Origin of the sequence: Stenotrophomonas sp. S49, assembly GCF_016624905.1 — a bacterium.
In the GTDB taxonomy this organism is placed as follows: Bacteria; Pseudomonadota; Gammaproteobacteria; order Xanthomonadales; family Xanthomonadaceae; genus Stenotrophomonas.
This window is the reverse complement of record NZ_JACVUD010000021.1, coordinates 25,260-43,105: the sequence shown is the minus strand read 5'-3', so window position 1 is coordinate 43,105 and position 17,846 is coordinate 25,260. Positions and strand designations below refer to the sequence as shown.

Genomic DNA, 17,846 nt, shown 5'->3' with positions numbered 1-17,846 from the left:
GTCATGCCTAAATTTTTCATCGAACATCCGGTCTTCGCCTGGGTGGTGGCGATCCTGATCTCGCTCAGCGGCGTGATCGCGATCCTCAACCTTGGCGTGGAGTCCTACCCCAACATCGCCCCACCGCAGGTGACCGTGTCGGCCACCTACCCGGGCGCCAGCGCGGACACGACGGAAAAATCGGTCACCCAGGTGATCGAGCAGCAGCTGACCGGTATCGATCATCTGCTGTATTTCAGCTCGTCGTCTTCGTCCAATGGCCGTGCGCAGATCACCCTGACCTTTGAAACCGGTACCGACCCGGACATCGCCCAGGTGCAGGTGCAGAACAAGGTGTCGCTGGCAACGCCGCGCCTGCCCACCGAAGTGACCCAGCAGGGCGTGGTGGTGGCCAAGGCCAACGCCGGCTTCCTGATGGTGGTGGGCCTGCGTTCGGAAACCCCGTCGATCACCCGTGATGCGCTGAACGACATCGTCGGCTCGCGCGTGCTCGACCAGGTCTCGCGTATCCCCGGCGTCGGCAGCACCCAGCAGTTCGGTTCCGAGTACGCCATGAACATCTGGCTGAACCCGGAAAAGATGCAGGGCTACGGCCTGTCGGCCAGCCAGGTGCTGGCGGCGGTGCGCGCCCAGAACGTGCAGTTCGCTGCCGGTTCGCTGGGTTCGGACCCCTCGCCCGATGGCCACTTCACCGCCACGGTCTCGGCCGAAGGCCGCTTCAGCTCGCCCGAAGAGTTCGAGAACATCATCCTGCGTGCCAACGCCGATGGCTCGCGCGTGCTGCTGAAGGACATCGCCCGCATCGGCTTCGGCGCCAACAACTACGGCTTCGACACCCAGTACAACGGCGCCCCCACCGGCGCCTTCGCCATCCAGCTGCTGCCGGGCGCCAACGCCCTGAACGTGGCCGATGCGGTGCGCGCCAAGATGGACGAACTGCAGCCCAGCTTCCCGGCGGGCGTGAGCTGGTTCTCGCCGTACGACAGCACCACCTTCGTCAAGATCTCCATCGAGGAAGTGGTCAAGACGCTGTTTGAAGCGGTGTTGCTGGTGTTCCTGGTGATGCTGATCTTCCTGCAGAACTTCCGCGCCACCATCATCCCCACCCTGGTCATTCCGGTGGCCCTGCTGGGTACCTTCCTGGGCATGTGGATGATCGGCTTCACGATCAACCAGCTGACCCTGTTCGCGATGGTGCTGGCGATCGGCATCGTGGTCGATGACGCGATCGTGGTGATCGAGAACGTCGAACGCATCATGACCGAGGAGGGCCTCGCGCCCAAGCCCGCCACGCAGAAGGCGATGACCCAGATCACCGGCGCGGTCGTGGCCATCACCGTTGTTCTGGCGGCAGTGTTCATTCCCTCGGCGCTGCAGGGCGGCGCCGCCGGTGAGATCTACAAGCAGTTCGCACTGACCATCGCCATTTCGATGGGCTTCTCGGCGTTCCTGGCGCTGGGCTTCACCCCGGCCCTGTGTGCCACCTTCCTGAAGCCGACCCACAACGACCACCCGAACATCGTCTACCGCACCTTCAACAAGTACTACGACAAGATCAGCCACACCTACGTCGGCCACATCACCTCGGCGGTGAAGCATGCGCCGCGCTGGATGATCCTGGCCGTGGTGCTGACCGCGCTGTGCGGCTTCCTGTTCACCCGCATGCCCGGCAGCTTCCTGCCTGAAGAAGACCAGGGCTACGCACTGGCCATCGTGCAGCTGCCGCCGGGTTCGCCGAAGAGCCAGACCAACGAAGTCTTCGCCCAGATGCGCGGCATCCTGGAAAAGCAGGAAGGCTACGAAGGCCTGATGCAGATCGCCGGCTTCAGCTTCGTCGGTTCCGGCGAAAACGTGGGCATGGGCTTCATCCGCCTCAAGCCCTGGGACGAACGCAAGGTCACCGTTCCGGAGTTCATCCAGAACATGAACGGCGCGTTCTACGGCATCAAGGAAGCGCAGATCTTCGTGGTCAACCTGCCCACCGTGCAGGGTCTGGGCCAGTTCGGCGGCTTCGACATGTGGCTGCAGGACCGTGGTGGCCAGGGCTACGAACAGCTGACCCAGGCGCGCAACATGCTGCTGGGCAAGGCCGCGCAGGAAACCGACAAGCTGGCCGGCGTGCGCCCCAACGGCCTGGAAAACGCCCCGCAGCTGCAGCTGCACGTGGACCGCGTGCAGGCGCAGTCGATGGGCATGTCGGTGTCGGACGTGTACAGCACGGTGCAGCTGATGCTGGCCCCGGTGTACGTGAACGACTTCTTCTACCAGGGCCGCATCAAGCGCGTGACCATGCAGGCCGACGCGCCGTACCGTACTGGCCAGGAATCGCTGAAGAGCTTCTACAGCCCGTCCAGCCTGACCACGAATGCCGATGGCACCAGCGCGATGATCCCGCTGAGCACCGTGGTCAGTTCCGAGTGGGTGTCGGCACCGCCGTCGCTGAGCCGCTACAACGGCTATTCGGCCATCAACATCGTCGGTTCGCAGGCACCGGGCAAGAGCTCGGGTGAAGCGATGACCGCGATGGAAGACATCGTCAACAACGACCTGCCGGCCGGCTACGGTTACGACTGGTCGGGCATGTCCTACCAGGAAATCCTGGCGGGCAACGCGGCCACCCTGCTGCTGGTGCTGTCGGTGGTGGTGGTGTTCCTCTGCCTGGCCGCCCTGTATGAAAGCTGGTCGATTCCGGTGGCGGTGCTGCTGGTGGTGCCGCTGGGCGTGCTGGGTGCCATCGGCCTGTCGATGATGCGTGGCCTGCCCAACGACATCTTCTTCAAGATCGGCATGATCACCGTGATCGGCCTGGCCGCGAAGAACGCGATCCTGATCGTGGAATTCGCGGTGGAGCAGCGTGCGGCGGGCAAGACCCTGCGCGATGCCACCATCGAAGCGGCCCGCCTGCGTTTCCGCCCGATCCTGATGACCTCGTTCGCCTTCATCATGGGCGTGATCCCGATGGCCATCTCTACCGGTGCCGGCGCCAACTCGCGCCACGCCATCGGTACCGGCGTGATCGGCGGCATGCTGTTTGCCACCCTGCTGGGTCTGCTGATGATCCCGGTGTTCTTCGTGGTGGTGCGCCGCATGCTGGGCGACAAGCTGGATGAACCGTCCAAGGAGTTCATGGAGCGCCAGCGTGATGCCGAATCGGCACACCGTCCGGATCGTTGATCCGGCGGTAGAGTGAAATGAAAAGGCCCCGGAGCGATCCGGGGCCTTTTTGTTGGTGACTACCGGGATGCGTGCCAACCAAGATTGGCACCTACCGGGTGCAGGCGCTTCGGGTAGGTGCCGACCTTGGTCGGCACTCGCCGCGCTTCAGCGCAGCAACGCGATCGCGCCGCACACCACCACGATCAGCAGCGCCACCCACTGCATCGGCACGAAGAAGAAATGATGCGGCGCGGCCTCACCCTTCTGCCGCGGCGCGCGGTTCAACCAAAGCCCCAGCAGCACGTTCAGCGCAGCACCCAGGCCCGCGCCCAGCAGCACCTGCTGCAGCGGAATATTCCCCTTCGGGCCATCGTGCGGGAAGAAATACGCCAGCAGCAGGATCGCTGCAATCGGCGTCACCAGGGTCAGAAACCCCCAACCGCGATAGATCATTCAACGTCTCCAGAACGAAAAGCGGATCGCATTTGACCATGGCGGCGCGCGTTGTGTCGCAGTTGTCGGGACTTCCGGTAGGCGCCAACCTTGGTTGGCGCTCGTCGATGCGTGCCAACCAAGGTTGGCACCTACCAAGCCGCCATTCAGTGCCAACCAAGGTTGGCACCTACCAAGCAGGCGGCCAGGGCGCGCCAACCGGGGTTGGCACGTTCCCGCTCACGGTTGCGCGGGGCTCAGCGCAGCCCGGTCTCGTTGCGGGCAATCACCAGGCGCTGGATTTCCGAGGTGCCTTCGTAGATCTCGGTGATCTTGGCATCACGGAAGTAGCGCTCCAGCGGCATTTCCTTGGAATAGCCCATGCCGCCGTGGATCTGCACGGCCTGGTGGGTGATCCACATCGCCGCTTCCGAGGCGGTCAGCTTGGCGATGGCCGCCTCGTTGCTGAAGCGCTTGCCTTCGCCCTTCACCCACGCCGCGCGCAGGGTCAGCAGCAGCGCCGCGTCCAGCTTGCACTTCATGTCGGCAATCTTGGCCTGGGTCATCTGGAAGGTGCCGATGGCCGCGCCGAAGGCCTTGCGGTCCTTCACGTATTCGATCGTGGCTTCATAGGCGGCGCGGGCGATGCCGATCGCCTGCGAGGCGATGCCGATGCGGCCGGCGTCGAGCACGCCCATGGCGATCTTGAAGCCCTCGCCTTCCTGGCCCAGCACCTCTTCGGGTTGCGCCACGTAATCGTTGAACTCGATCTCGCAGGTGGCCGACGCACGGATGCCCAGCTTGGGCTCGGTCTTGCCGCGGCCGAAGCCAGCCTTGTCGGTGTCGACCAGGAAGGCGGTGATGCCGCGCGCGCCCTTGTCCGGCTCGCTCATCGCGAACAGCACGATGTACTTGGCCACCGGACCGGAGGTGATCCAGCTCTTCTTGCCGTTGATCACGTAGGTGCCATCGGCCTGCTTCACCGCGCGGCAACGCATGGCGGTGGCATCGGAACCGGACTGCGGCTCGGTCAGCGCGAAGGCGCCGATGGCCTCGCCCTCGGCGATGGCGCGCACGTACTTCTGCTTCTGCGCCTCGCTGCCATGGGTCAGGATGCCGTTGCAGAACAGCGAATTGTTCACCGACATGATGGTCGAATGCGCGGCATCGCCGGCGGCCACTTCCACCATTGCCAGCACGTAGGCGATCGGGTCCATGCCCGCGCCGCCGTACTCGGTCGGCACTTCGATGCCCATCAGGCCGTTTTCGCCCAGCAGGCGGATGTTCTCAAGGGGGAACTCGCCGGTGCGGTCATGGTGCTCCGCGCTGGGGGCGATCTTTTCCTGCGCGATGCGCCGCGCCACGTCCTGCAGCATCAACTGCTCTTCGGTAAAGCTGAAATCCACAACACCCTCCCAGGTACATGATGACGGGGGCCGCAACAGGCGCCCGCGGATGTGCCGATTGTAACTGCGGGCGGGCATCGGCGGCTGACTCGCCGCACGCACCTGCTTGACCATGACAGCACCCGTCGGCGAATATATCTCTATATCGCGATAGGTAGATATTATGGATCTGGAAGACTGGTCGACCCGCCTGAAGGTGTTCGCCGACGCCACCCGCGTGCGCCTGCTGGCGCTGCTGGAGCAGGAGGAGCTGACCGTGGCCGAGTTGTCGGCCATTACCCGGCTGGCGCAGCCACGGGTGTCCACCCATCTGGCGCGGCTGAAGGAAGCCGGCCTGGTGCGCGACCGCCGCTCGGGCGTGTCGGCCTACTACCGCTTCGACGAGGCCCAGCTGGACCCGGCGCAGCGTGCATTGTGGCATGCCCTGAGCAATGGAAGCGATGATCCGCTGCTGCGCCAGGATGCTGAACGCGTGGCCGCCGTGCTGGCCCACCGCGCCGCCGACCAGAACTGGGCCGACAGCGTGGCCGGCGACATGGAACGCCACTATTCCCCGGGCCGCACCTGGGAAGCGCTGGCGCGCACCGCGCTGCCGCTGCTGGAAACCGGCGACGTGCTGGACATCGCCTCCGGCGATGGCGTGCTGGCCGAGCTGGTGGCCCCGCATGCCAAGCGCTACATCTGCATCGACACCAGCGCGCGCGTGGTGGCCGCGGCCAGCGAGCGCCTGCGCCGCCTGCCCAACGTGGAAGTGCGCGAAGGCGACATGCACGCCCTGCCCTTCAAGGACCGCAGCTTCGACCTGGTGGTGCTGATGCACGCGCTGACCTATGCCAGCAAGCCGGCACAGGCGGTGACCGAGGCGGCCCGCGTGCTGCGCCCGGGCGGTCGCCTGCTGCTGTGCAGCCTGGCCCGCCACGAACACAAGGCGGCGGTGGAAGCCTATGGCCACGTCAACCTCGGTTTCAGCGACAAGGAACTGCGCAAGTTCGTGGACAAGGCGGGACTGCAGGTATCGAGCCTGGAAACAGTCACGCGCGAGAAGCGCCCGCCGCACTTTGAAGTCATCTCGCTGATCGCCAACAAGCCCTGAGGTCGCCGTGTCCAGCCTGCCGTGGTTGCATCCCGAACGTGCCAACGCCCTGCTCGACGCCCTACGCGCGCGCATCCTGATCATCGATGGCGCGATGGGCACGATGATCCAGCGCCACGGCCTGCAGGAAGCGGACTACCGCGGCGAACGCTTCGCCGATGGCTACGACCACAGCCACGGCCCCGGCTGCGACCATGGCACACCCGAAGGGCATGACCTGAAGGGCAACAACGATCTGCTGCTGCTGACCCGGCCGCAGGTCATCGCCGACATCCACACCGCCTATCTGCAGGCCGGCGCGGATCTGGTGGAAACCAATACGTTCAACGCCACCTCGGTCAGCCAGGCCGATTACCACCTGGAACACCTGGTGTACGAACTGAACAAGGCCGGTGCCGCCGTGGCGCGCGCCTGCTGCGATGCGGTGCAGGCCACCACCCCGGACAAGCCGCGCTTCGTGATCGGCGTACTGGGCCCGACCAGCCGCACCGCCTCGATCAGCCCGGATGTGAACGATCCCGGCTTCCGCAACACCAGCTTCGACGCCCTGCGCGATACCTATCGCGAGGCCATTGATGGCCTGATCGATGGCGGCGCGGACACCCTGATGGTCGAAACCATCTTCGACACGCTGAACGCCAAGGCCGCCCTGTACGCCATCGAAGAGGCCTTCGATGCACGCGGTGCGCGCCTGCCGATCATGATCTCCGGCACGATTACCGATGCCTCCGGGCGCACCCTGTCCGGGCAGACCGCGGAAGCCTTCTACGCCTCGCTGGCGCATTCGCGGCCGCTGTCGATCGGCCTGAACTGCGCGCTGGGCGCCGACGCGATGCGTCCGCATGTGGAAACCCTGGCCCAGGTCGCCCCCTGTTACGTCAGCGCGCACCCCAACGCCGGCCTGCCCAATGCCTTCGGCGAATACGATGAAACGCCCGAGGAAATGGCCGCCACGCTGCGCAGCTTTGCCGAAGATGGGCTGCTGAACCTGGTCGGGGGTTGCTGCGGCTCCACCCCGGACCATATCCGTGCCATCGCCCAGGCCGTGGCCGGGCTGCCACCGCGCGCGGTGCCCGGAGCACAGGAGCAGCAGGCCGCATGAGCACCACGCCCTACACCCGCCTGTCCGGCCTGGAACCACTGGTCATCACCCCGGACCTGCTGTTCGTCAACGTGGGCGAGCGCACCAACGTCACCGGCAGCGCGCAGTTCCGCAAGCTCATCAAGGAAGGCCGCTACGAAGAAGCGGTGGACGTGGCCCGGCAGCAGGTGGCCAGCGGTGCGCAGATCCTCGATGTGAACATGGACGAAGGCCTGATCGATTCGGAAGCGGCGATGACCCGCTACCTGAACCTGATCATGTCCGAGCCGGACATCGCGCGCATTCCGGTGATGGTCGATTCGTCGAAGTGGAGCGTGATCGAAGCCGGCCTGAAGTGCCTGCAGGGCAAGAGCGTGGTCAACTCGATCTCGCTGAAGGAAGGCGAAGCCCTGTTCCGCGAGCACGCGCGCAAGGTGCTGCGCTACGGCGCCGCCGCAGTGGTGATGGCCTTCGACGAAACCGGCCAGGCCGACACCTGCGCGCGCAAGGTGGAGATCTGCACCCGCGCTTACCGCATCCTGGTCGATGAGATCGGCTTCCCGCCGCAGGACATCATCTTCGACCCGAACATCTTCGCCGTGGCCACCGGCATCGAAGAGCACGACAACTATGCGGTGGACTTCATCGAAGCCACCCGCATCATCAAGCAGACCCTGCCGCACTGCCATGTCTCCGGCGGCGTCTCCAACGTGTCGTTCTCGTTCCGTGGCAACGAGACGGTACGCCAGGCCATCCATTCGGTCTTCCTGTACCACGCCATTGCCGCCGGCATGGACATGGGCATCGTCAACGCCGGCGCCATGCCGATCTACGACGAGCTGGAACCGGACCTGCGCGAACGCGTTGAGGATGTGATCCTCAACCGCCGCAGCGACGCCACCGAGCGCCTGCTGGAGATCGCCGAGCGCTACAAGGGCAAGAAGGGCGCGGCCAAGGCCGAGGACCTGTCCTGGCGCGAAAAACCGGTGGCACAGCGCCTGGCGCATGCGCTGGTGCACGGCCTGGACGCCTGGGTGGAGGAAGACACCGAACTGGCGCGGCAGGGCTCCAGCCGCCCGCTGGACGTGATCGAAGGCCCGCTGATGGATGGCATGAACATCGTCGGCGACCTGTTCGGGGCCGGGAAGATGTTCCTGCCGCAGGTGGTCAAATCCGCGCGCGTGATGAAGAAAGCGGTGGCCTACCTGCTGCCGTACATCGAGGCCGAGAAGGCACGCAGCGGCGATACCGCCAAGAGCAACGGCCGCATCATCATGGCCACGGTGAAGGGCGATGTGCATGACATCGGCAAGAACATCGTCGGCGTGGTCCTGGCCTGCAACAACTTCGAAGTGATCGACCTGGGCGTGATGGTGCCGGCGCAGAAGATCCTCGACGCCGCGCGCGAACACAACGCCGATCTGGTCGGTCTGTCCGGCCTGATCACCCCGTCGCTGGAGGAGATGAGCCACGTCGCCCGCGAAATGCAGCGGCAGGGCTTCGACCTGCCCTTGCTGATCGGCGGCGCCACCACCTCGCGCGCGCATACCGCGCTGAAGATCGACCCGCATTACCAGGCCCCCACCGTGTGGGTGAAGGATGCCTCGCGCGCGGTTGGCGTGGCGCAGTCACTGATCTCGCGCGACCTGCGCGATGCCTTCGTGGCCGCCAACGAAGCGGACTATGCCGAGATCCGCGCCCGCCATCGCAACCGCGGTGACGCCAAGCGACTGGTCACGCTGGAACATGCACGCGGGCAGAAGTTCCGGGGCGACTGGGACAACTACACACCCCCTGCGCCGAAGCAGCCCGGCCTGCATGTGTTCGATGACTACCCGTTGGCCGAGCTGGTCGACTACATCGACTGGACGCCGTTCTTCCAGGCCTGGGAACTGGCCGGCAAATTCCCGGCGATCCTGACCGACGAGATCGTCGGCCCCCAGGCCAGCGATCTGTACCGCGATGCGCGGGCGATGCTGGCGCGCATCGTGGACGAGCAGTGGCTGACCGCCAAGGCGGTGTTCGGCCTGTGGCCGGCCAACAGCGTGGGCGACGATGTCCGCGTGCAGCACCCGTCTGCTGAGACCACCCTGCACTTCCTGCGCCAGCAGGTGGACAAGCCGGCCGAGCGCCCCGATTTCTGCCTGGCCGATTTCATCGCCCCGGCCGACAGCGGCAGGCAGGACTGGATTGGCGCATTCGCGGTCACCGCCGGCATCGGCATCGATGCACACGTGGCCCGCTTCGAGGCCGACCACGATGACTACAACGCGATCCTGCTGAAGGCGCTGGCCGACCGCTTCGCCGAAGCGCTGGCCGAACGCCTGCACCAGCGCGTGCGCACCGAGTTCTGGGGCTACGACCATGCCGAGACTCTCGACAACGAAGCGCTGATCGATGAGCAGTACCGCGGTATCCGCCCCGCTCCGGGCTACCCGGCCTGCCCCGAGCACAGCGAGAAGCGCCGGCTGTTCGATCTGCTGCAGGCCGAAACCCACGCCAGCATGGAACTGACCGAAAGCTTCGCCATGCTGCCCACCGCTGCCGTGTCGGGCTATTACTTCAGCCACCCGCAGAGCCAGTACTTCGTGGTCGGCCGCCTGAGCCGTGAACAGGTGGGCGACTACGCGCGGCGCAAGGGCGTGGAGCGTGCACAGGCCGAGCGCTGGCTGGCGTCGAACCTGGATTACGACCCCGAATAGACCCGGCCCACACGCCTGCGGGCGGCCCATCGGTTACCCTCGGGCTTCCCCCTGACCGGAGTTGCCGATGCGACCGACCCGCCTGTGGGCGCTGCTGCTTGCCGCCACCGCCGCCGTTCCTGCCGCCGCGCAGCCGATCCTGCTGGAAAACGCCCGGGTGTTCGACGGCCGCCGCGACCTGGGCATCACCCCGGTCCTGATCGACGGCGAGCGCATCGTGCATGTCGGCACGCCGCTGCCGGCCGCCGCCACCGCGGCCCGGCGCATCGACTACCAGGGCAAGACCCTGCTGCCCGGCCTGGTCAGCAACCACGCGCACGTGGGCAACACCGAAGGCCTGCAGCACGGTGATCGCTATTACACGCGCGACAATGTGGTGCGCGACCTGCGCCAGTTCCAGCGCTACGGCATCACCACGGTCACCGCGCTGGGCATGAACGGCCCCGCCTTCTTCGATATCCGCAAGGAAGTGAACGCCTCGCCCACGCTGGGCGCGCAGCTGTACGGCGCTGGTGCCGGCATCGGTGCGTATGCCGGTGCACCGCCGGCGGCCGCCATGGGCCTGGCCCGCGACCCGGTGGCGCGGCCACGCAATGCCGAGGAAGCCCGCGCCGCCGTCGCCACCCAGCAGGCCGACGGCGTGGACGTGATAAAGCTCTGGGTGGATTCGCTGGGCGGCAAGTTCCCGATGATGGCGCCGGAGATCTACCGCGCCGCCATTGCCGAAGCCCACGCGCGTGGCCTGAAGGTGGCCGCGCACATCCACGACCTGGACCAGGCGCGCGACCTGGTGGATGCCCGCGTGGACATCATCGCCCACGGTATCCGCGATCGCGCGGTGGACCCGATGCTGGCGCGGAAGATGCACGACCAAGGCACCTGGTACATCGCCACGGTGAACATCGACGAAGCCAACTACTGGTATGCGGAAAACCCGCAGGCACTGCAGCAGCCGTTCCTGCGCGATGCCCTGCCCGCTGCGGTGCGCGCGCGCTGGCAGCAGCCGCAGTGGCAGCGCGAGCAGCTGGCCGGGGCCAACATTCCCGGCGCGCGCGCAGCGGTGGCGATGAACCTGGAAAACCTGCGCCGGCTGAGCGCGGCCAAGGTGAAGTTCGGTTTCGGCACCGATGCCGGGGCGATGCCACAGCGGGTGATTGGATTTGCCGAACACCGCGAACTGAAGCTGCTGACCGAGGCCGGCTTCAGCCCGGCGCAGGCCCTGCAGACCGCCACCGCCGACGCCGCCGCGCTGCTGGGCATGGACGATCGCGGCCGCATTGCCGCCGGCAAGCGTGCCGACCTGCTGGTGCTTGATGCCGATCCCCTGGCCGACATCAGCAATACCCAGCACATCCACGCCGTGTGGCAGGCCGGGCACGCGATCGAGCGCTGATGGCCGATGGCCCCGTGTGCCGGGCGCGGCCCGGCGCTAGGGCTGCAGCACCCGCTGCAGGGACGGCAGCAGCACGCGGTTGCCATGACCGCTCAGATGGTCGCCGTCGAAGAACAACGGTCGGCCATCACGCTGCGCCGCGCACGTCGTGGCCGTGCAGAGATCGGGCAAGGGATCCCACAGCACTGCGCCTGGCAGGCCATCGACCACCTGCTGCAGACTGCCCAGCATCGGTGCGCGCAGCGCTTCCATGTCCGCCCGCGCAATATCCAGCCCGTTGCGGCAGACCGGATTGCCTGCATTGAAGCGGTCGGAACACCGGTATGGCGGCGCCGGCAGCACCGGCTTGGGCGCTTCGATCACGATACGCACGCCGCGCTGGGCCAGCGGCATCCACTGCGCGATGGCCTCGGCCACCTCTGCAGTACGGCCGGCCGCAGCCTGCGCGCTGCGTTCGCCGGCCAACTGCGCCTGCGCGTCGAACAGTACGTACTGGTCGGACAGGCGCGGTACCCGCAGTGACACCAGCACCACCACATCACCCGGCTGCGCACGCGCGGCGATGTCCGCGCGCACGGCCGCATCGTGCTCGGCACAGCCCGCGCCGGCGCCCCGCCACTGCTGCAGGCTGATCTGCGGGCAGCCACCGCGGCCGTACAACGACACCGTCGAGCCGGTTTCCAACGCCAGCCGCTGCAGCAGCTCGCGGTAGGCCATGGCGTGTGAATCTCCGGCCAGGAACACCTGCGCCGCCCCCTGCACGGCCCCTGCACGCGGGCAGTCGCCGCGGGCGAAGGTGCGTGCGCTGCCACCGGGGTAGCGGTGCTTGCCCACCTGCAGCGCGCACCCAGGGTAATCAGCCGCCACGCTCTTGCCATCGGGGTACCAGTCCGCCGGATGGCGGCTGACCGTGCTCAGTGACAGCAGGGGCGACTGCCAGTACAGCAACGCCTGCAGGCCACCGGCCAGCAGCAGGGTCAGCACGCCGGCGGCCACCCAGCGCCCGGGTGCCAGGTGCTGCCACCTGGGGCCACGGAAGGGCTGCTCGATCCAGCGCCACGAGATCCATGCCAGCAACGCCACCAGCGCACTGGCCACGGACATCTGCAGGGCGGTTTCCAGGCCCACGGTCCAGCGCATCAGCACGAACACCGGCCAATGCCACAGGTACAGCGAATAAGACAGCAGGCCGATCCGCCGCATCGGCGCACTGGCCAACAGCCGCGCGATCCATACCTGCGGGTGCTGGTGCAGGGCCAGCAGCAGGCCGGCGGTGGACAGCGCCGGCAGCACGCCGTCCGGCCACGGCGAGCGCCCGGCACGCGCCGTCCACAGCGCCCAGCCCAGTGCGCCCAGCGACAGCAGGGCCAACGCTGACCACGCCCAGCGCCAACGGCCCAACCGTGCAGCACTGCCAGGCTCACCACGATCGGCCACATGCAGCAGCTGGAACAGCAGAACGCCCACGCCCAGCTGCCACAAGCGGGTGCTGGTGGCATAGAACGCCCAGGCCGGCGGCGTATCACGCAACCCCAGCAGGGCCGCATGCAGCAAAGACCCCACGCTTACCGCGGCGAACAACGCAAGGCTAAGCCAACGGCCGCGCGGGCCGCGGGCCCAAGCCAGGAACAGCAGCGGGAACAGCAGGTAGAACTGCTCTTCCACGCCCAGCGACCAGGTGTGCGTATAGGGATTGAATTCGGCCTTGGGCGCGAAGTAGTCGTTGCCAACGGCCGCCAGCACCCAGTTGCTCAGCCCGAAGAAGGCCATCAACCCGGTCTTGTCGGATGCTTCGCTGAGCCAGGAATCGGGAATGAACAACACGCTGGCCACGGCCGTCGCCAGCAGGCAGGCCACCAGCGCAGGCGCGATGCGGCGTACCCGGCGCGCATAGAAGCGCAGCATCGAGGCGCGCCAGGACAGGGCCGGCAGGCGATGCACCGACGCACTGACGACGAAGCCGGAGATGACGAAGAACACGTCCACCCCGGTGAAGCCACCCGGCAGCCAGACCGGGTCGAGGTGGAACACGATGACGGCCAGCACGGCAATCGCGCGCAGGCCGTCAATGTGCGGCACGTAGCCGCGGCTTGGATCAGTGGACATCCGTCTCCCCCCTGCCGCTGCTGCCGCAGGGGGCGCCACGGCGGTCGTTCGTTACCAGACCAGGTCGTCGGGCACCTGGTACTGCGGATCGGCGTACGGGTCTTCCTCGGCCGGCGCGTTCGGGTCGACCTTCAGCGCCACCGACGCGGCGAACACCGCCTCGGACTGCGCCAGCACTTCAGCGGTCACCAGCAGGTAGCGGCCATTGAGCTGGACCACGCCCAGTTCACCGGCATTGAGCGCGGTCAGCTGTTCGGGGGTGACGTAGATGCGCTTGATCTTGCCGCCATACGGGAAGTGGCGGGCGATATCGGCCGCCTCGGCATTCAGGCTCTTGTCCTTCAGCAGTTCTTCCAGCTTGGCCTTGGCCTCGCGGCGCACGCGCGCTTCTTCCTGCTTCAGGCGTTCGCTTTCAATGCGTTCCTGCTTTTCTTTCTGCGCGCGGATGGCATAGGCCTTGGCCAGGTCCATTTCCTCGGCAGAGCGCGGCTTGCGCGGGCCCTGCGCGCCCGGCCCACGGGACTGCCCGGGCTTGCCTGCGCCAGCGTGGCCGTGGCCACCTCGGCGCTCACCGGGCTTGTGCTCGCCCTTGCCTGCGCCCTGCGGCTTTCCATTGCCATTGCCGCCCTTGCCCTGCGGGCGGCCATCACGGCGGGGGGCATCGTTCTTGCGCTCGGGCTTGGGCGCCGGCTTGAAGCCCAGGCCCATCAGCTGGTCGCGGAGGGTATCGCTCATAGGAATGCAGATCAGTAGTGCGGCGGCGGCGGTTCGCTCGCCGGATCAGAAGAATTCAGTGCGTTGCGCACCTTGCCCAGGTCTTCCAGCAGCACGCGCAGCACATCGGCGTTGCGGGTGCCCTGCATGCGGGCGTCGGCCAATGCATCGCTCAGTTCGGCCAGCGCGTGTTCCTGGAAGGACACGCGCATTTCCAGCTCGACCAGGCGCGCTTCCAGCGCCTGTTCGCGTTCGGTGGGCAGCTCAGACATGCAGCGAACGCCCCCGGCCGATACCGTAGTACGCCACGCCGGCGGCTTCCACCTCGGCCGGGTCGTACAGATTGCGACCGTCGAACACCACCGCATCCTTCAGCCGCTCGCGCAGCATCTGGAAATCGGGGCTGCGGAACTGCTTCCATTCGGTCACCACCACCAGTGCATCGGCGCCTTCCAGCGCTTCGCTGGCATTGGCGCAGAACACCAGGTCATCGCGCTCACCGAAGATGCGCTGCGATTCGTGCATCGCTTCCGGGTCGTAGGCACGCACCGTGGCACCGCCTTCCCACAGCTGCGCCAGCAGGCGGCGGCTGGAGGCTTCGCGCATGTCGTCGGTGTTGGGCTTGAAGGCCAGGCCCCATACGGCAAAGGTCTTGCCGCGCACACCTTCGTCCTCGCCCTTGTCGTAGTGGCGCTGGATGAGCGCGAACAGGTGCCCCTTCTGGGCATCGTTCACCGCTTCGACCGCGTTCAACAGCTTCGGCTCCAGGCCGTACTGCTGGGCGGTGCGCGCCAGCGCCTGCACGTCCTTGGGGAAGCACGAGCCGCCGTAGCCGGCACCGGGATAGATGAAGTGCCAGCCGATACGCGGGTCCGAACCGATGCCCTGGCGGACCTGTTCGACGTCGGCACCCACGCGCTCGGCGATGTTGGCGATTTCATTCATGAACGAAATCTTGGTCGCCAGCATCGCGTTGGCCGCGTACTTGGTCAGCTCGGCCGAACGCACGTCCATTTCCACCACGCGATCGTGGTTGCGGTTGAACGGTGCGTACAGGCGGCGCATTACCGCCACCGAGTCGGCGCTGCTGGCACCGATGATGATGCGGTCCGGGCGCATGCAGTCGGCCACCGCATCGCCTTCCTTCAGGAATTCGGGGTTGGACACCACATCGAAGGCGATGTCCGCACCGCGCGCCGCCAGCTCTTCGGCAATGGCCGCGCGCACCTTGTCGGCGGTGCCCACCGGCACCGTCGACTTGTTCACCACCACCGTCGGCACCGCCATGTGGCGGCCGATGGTGCGGGCCACCGCCAGCACGTACTGCAGATCGGCACTGCCGTCTTCGTCGGGGGGCGTACCCACCGCGATGAAGACCACCTGGCCGTGGCCGATGGCGCTGGCGCCATCGGTGGTGAAGGACAGCCGCAGCGCGGCATGGTTGGCCTTCACCATCGGCTCAAGGCCGGGTTCGTAGATCGGGATGATGCCCTGATTGAGCCCATCCACCTTGGCCTGGTCGATGTCGACGCAGACCACCTGGTGGCCTACGTCGGCCAGGCAGGTGCCGGTCACCAGACCGACGTACCCGGTACCGAAAATCGCAACGCGCATATCCGTGCTGGCTCCGTGGTCGCTTACGGCAGGACGCCCAGCAGCTCGACGTCGAAGGTCAGGGTGGCGTTCGGGCCGATCGGGCCGCCCGGGGTACCGTTCTCACCGTAGGCCAGTTCGCCCGGGATCCAGAAGCGGTACTTCGAGCCCACCGGCATCAGCGCCACGCCTTCGGTCCAGCCCTTGATGACCTGGTCCAGACCGAATTCGGCCGGGCCACGGCCGGCGGAGCTGTCGAAGACGGTGCCGTCCAGCAGCTTGCCTTCGTAGTTCACGCGCACCTTGCTGCTCGGCAGCGGACGCTCGCCGCTACCCGGGCGGATCACCTGGTACTGCAGGCCCGACGGGGTGGTCACCACACCCGGCTGGGTCTTGTTCTTGGCCAGGAAGGCATTGCCTTCGCTGCGGTTGGTCTGCGCGGCCTGCGCGGCCTTGGCCTGCATCTCGGCCTGCTTGGCACCCATGAACGACTGGATGGTGGCGGTTGCGTCAGCTTCGGTCATCTTCGCCTGGCCCTTGGTCAGGCCGGTGCTGATCGCGTCAAACAGCGAGGCGGTATCGATATCGTCCTTCAGCTGCGCCAGCGACGGGCCGATGGAGTACGAGCCGATCATCTGTGCGACCTTCACGCGGTCCACCTTCGGCGGCTGCGAGCCCGGCGCAACGCCCGGCACCTGCTGGCCATTGCGGGCCATCACTACCTGGCGCAGGGCGGCATCGGTGGCCTTGGCCTGGTCCTGGGTGATCTGCGGCTGCAGGCCTTCGAACGAACGCTCCACGGCGGTGCGCAGGGCGGCCACGTCGATTTCATCGGCGATCGGCGCGAACGACTTGGCCACATCCAGACCGATGGCGTAGCCGAGCTTCTGCTTGGGGGAATTCAAGGTTGCGGTCTCCTTGGCGGCCGCCGGTGCGGCCGGTTGTTGCGACAGGGCGACACCAGAGGTACCCATCGCCAGAATCAGAACCGACGCCGCGGCGCCGCGCATTCCCATCTTCATTCGCTGCATTCCTGGAAGTGTCTGGGCGCCGACGTCGGCGCGAAAAGAACCATTGTCGCACGCATGCCGGAGATGTCGAGGCATGCGTGCCGGTGATCAACGCGGTGCCGGTGCGGCCAGCGCCTTGCTGATGGCCGCGCCCAGCTGCGGATCATCCGGGGTCACCTTGCTGGCGAACTGGGCAATGACCTTGCCATCGCGGCCAATCAGGTATTTGTGGAAGTTCCAGCCCGGGGCCACGCCGGTGGCGGCGGTCAGGCGCTGGTACAGCGGCGTGGCCTGTTCGCCCACCACGTGCACCTTCTCGAACATGGGGAACTTCACCCCATAGGTGAGCGTGCAGAAATCCTGGATCTGCTTCTCGTCGCCCGGTTCCTGCCCCTTGAAGTCATTGGACGGGAAACCCAGCACGGCGAAACCGCGGCTGGCGTACTGCTTCTGCAGCGCTTCCAGCCCTTCGTACTGGGGGGTGTAGCCGCACTTGCTGGCCGTATTGACCACCAGCAGCACCTGGCCCTGGTAGCGCTTGAGCAGGTTCACCTGCTGCTTGCCGGCCAGCGGCCGGTAATTCACGTCCAACAGGTCGGCCGCCACGGCGCTGGCGGAACCCGCCAGGCCCAGCGCCAGAACAGCCAGCAGGGACAGGCCGCGCAGGCGGCGCGGAGCAGTGAGAAACACAGGCATGCGGGACATTCCACGGTAGCTGCAACAGGGGCCCGGCCCTTGCAGACCGGGGATCGGCCGAACTATAGCACCGGCCTGCCGGCGCACTGTCGCGGGCGCCGGGCATGCGCGTTGCCCGCCGAGGCGGCACGTAGCCGGGGCCGATTGGCGCGCGCTTGCTGGACACGCCCTACACATGTATGAATGCCGGGCCCAGGTCAAGAACCGCGCCCGCCGATGCCATTTCAATGAAATCAACAACTTGGACCCGCAACCGCGGCCATTCATGGCCCCTGCCATCAGTTGGGGTGTGTCAGGGGTTGCACATAGGCGTGCCGGTGTTATAGTTGCATACAACACCAGTCAGCTGAGACAGGGGGAACCATGAACATCCGGATGCGTCGCAGCCATACCGCTCCCGCGGTCACCGCTGTTTCAACTCTGTTCGTGCTGACGTGGCTGCTGCTGCCGGCACCGCCTGCAGA

13 protein-coding genes are annotated in these 17,846 nt (G+C 66.6%); 5 read left to right on the top strand and 8 right to left on the bottom strand.

Annotated features, from left to right (window positions below; all coding sequences use genetic code 11):
* Positions 1-3: 3 nt before the first annotated feature.
* Positions 4-3,174, top strand: a complete 3,171-nt coding sequence (locus IAE58_RS06910; RefSeq protein WP_108750025.1) for a multidrug efflux RND transporter permease subunit — start codon at positions 4-6, stop codon at positions 3,172-3,174.
* Positions 3,175-3,321: 147 nt separating this feature from the next.
* Here IAE58_RS06910 and IAE58_RS06905 read toward each other — a convergent pair whose 3' ends face one another.
* Together IAE58_RS06905 and IAE58_RS06900 are read right to left on the bottom strand one after the other, a co-directional pair.
* The gene (locus IAE58_RS06905) at positions 3,322-3,609 is read right to left on the bottom strand and encodes a hypothetical protein (RefSeq protein WP_199932474.1); all 288 of its coding nucleotides are present in this window, start codon (positions 3,607-3,609) and stop codon (positions 3,322-3,324) included.
* 236 nt (positions 3,610-3,845) lie between these two features.
* Positions 3,846-4,994 carry an acyl-CoA dehydrogenase family protein gene (locus IAE58_RS06900; RefSeq protein WP_199932473.1) on the bottom strand — a complete coding sequence of 383 codons (1,149 nt, stop codon included), beginning with the start codon at positions 4,992-4,994 and terminating at the stop codon, positions 3,846-3,848.
* A 163-nt stretch (positions 4,995-5,157) separates the two neighbouring features.
* On the opposite strand from IAE58_RS06900, the gene IAE58_RS06895 reads away from it, so the two are divergent.
* The 4 genes from IAE58_RS06895 (at position 5,158) to IAE58_RS06880 (ending at position 11,263) form a co-directional block, all read left to right on the top strand.
* Positions 5,158-6,087: a metalloregulator ArsR/SmtB family transcription factor gene (locus IAE58_RS06895; protein ID WP_108750029.1), complete on the top strand. Its 930-nt coding sequence runs from the start codon at positions 5,158-5,160 to the stop codon at positions 6,085-6,087.
* Positions 6,088-6,094: 7 nt separating this feature from the next.
* Positions 6,095-7,189: a homocysteine S-methyltransferase family protein gene (locus IAE58_RS06890; RefSeq protein WP_199932472.1), complete on the top strand. Its 1,095-nt coding sequence runs from the start codon at positions 6,095-6,097 to the stop codon at positions 7,187-7,189.
* A complete protein-coding gene (metH, locus tag IAE58_RS06885; RefSeq protein WP_199932471.1) occupies positions 7,186-9,870 on the top strand; it encodes a methionine synthase in 2,685 nt (894 codons plus the stop codon). The genes IAE58_RS06890 and metH overlap by 4 nt, the downstream gene beginning before the upstream one ends.
* Positions 9,871-9,937: 67 nt before the next feature.
* On the top strand, positions 9,938-11,263 hold the full coding sequence (locus IAE58_RS06880) for an amidohydrolase family protein (RefSeq protein WP_199932470.1): 1,326 nt from the start codon (positions 9,938-9,940) through the stop codon (positions 11,261-11,263).
* Between the two features lie 36 nt (positions 11,264-11,299).
* On the opposite strand, the gene IAE58_RS06875 is transcribed toward IAE58_RS06880, so the two are convergent.
* The 6 genes from IAE58_RS06875 to IAE58_RS06850 form a co-directional block, all read right to left on the bottom strand.
* Positions 11,300-13,369, bottom strand: a complete 2,070-nt coding sequence (locus IAE58_RS06875; RefSeq protein WP_199932469.1) for an acyltransferase family protein — start codon at positions 13,367-13,369, stop codon at positions 11,300-11,302.
* Between the two features lie 51 nt (positions 13,370-13,420).
* Positions 13,421-14,104, bottom strand: coding sequence for a DUF2058 family protein (locus tag IAE58_RS06870; protein ID WP_108756602.1), 684 nt, complete (start codon positions 14,102-14,104; stop codon positions 13,421-13,423).
* Between the two features lie 11 nt (positions 14,105-14,115).
* On the bottom strand, positions 14,116-14,355 hold the full coding sequence (locus IAE58_RS06865; RefSeq protein WP_053515402.1) for a SlyX family protein: 240 nt from the start codon (positions 14,353-14,355) through the stop codon (positions 14,116-14,118).
* Positions 14,348-15,697, bottom strand: coding sequence for a UDP-glucose/GDP-mannose dehydrogenase family protein (locus IAE58_RS06860; protein WP_108753550.1), 1,350 nt, complete (start codon positions 15,695-15,697; stop codon positions 14,348-14,350). Before IAE58_RS06860 ends, IAE58_RS06865 begins: the two co-directional genes overlap by 8 nt.
* 23 nt (positions 15,698-15,720) lie before the next feature.
* Positions 15,721-16,698: an FKBP-type peptidyl-prolyl cis-trans isomerase gene (locus IAE58_RS06855; RefSeq protein ID WP_108753551.1), complete on the bottom strand. Its 978-nt coding sequence runs from the start codon at positions 16,696-16,698 to the stop codon at positions 15,721-15,723.
* 96 nt (positions 16,699-16,794) lie between these two features.
* Positions 16,795-17,382, bottom strand: coding sequence for a glutathione peroxidase (locus IAE58_RS06850; RefSeq protein WP_108757754.1), 588 nt, complete (start codon positions 17,380-17,382; stop codon positions 16,795-16,797).
* Positions 17,383-17,846 lie beyond the last annotated feature (464 nt).